This is a genomic window from Bacteroides sp. 519 (assembly GCF_010500955.1).
Lineage (GTDB): Bacteria > Bacteroidota > Bacteroidia > Bacteroidales > Bacteroidaceae > Bacteroides.
The window spans coordinates 1-307 of sequence record NZ_QVMJ01000152.1; the positions used below are offsets into that span (position 1 = coordinate 1).

A 307-nucleotide genomic window follows, 5' to 3' on the forward strand; every position below is an offset into this window, starting at 1 on the left:
TTCGGGTATTATTCCATGAATATACAAATCTAGTAATAATGTTGTATACATACACGATTCGAATAATACCAACTTGCAGTTGTTTTCTCGTGCACCTGTCAGGCTGATATAATTATTCCACGGACGACGATGTTGCGGAATTGGAATCAGGTCTGCGTTCTCAACGGTAAAGGTTTGGTTACGACCACCATTTTTTTCAAATACTTCGATAATAAGCAGTTTATCGGCACCCGGTGCTAACTCCCTGTTCCGGGAATATAATTCGGCCACTACATCAGCTTCTCCGGTTACAAATAACTTCTCGAAA

At 40.4% G+C, this 307-nt stretch carries 1 protein-coding gene; it reads right to left on the minus strand.

All coding sequences use genetic code 11. The features are described from left to right. Window positions 1–307, minus strand: a 307-nt coding sequence (locus D0T85_RS22320; RefSeq protein WP_163215691.1) for a hypothetical protein, incomplete at both ends; no start/stop codon positions are given.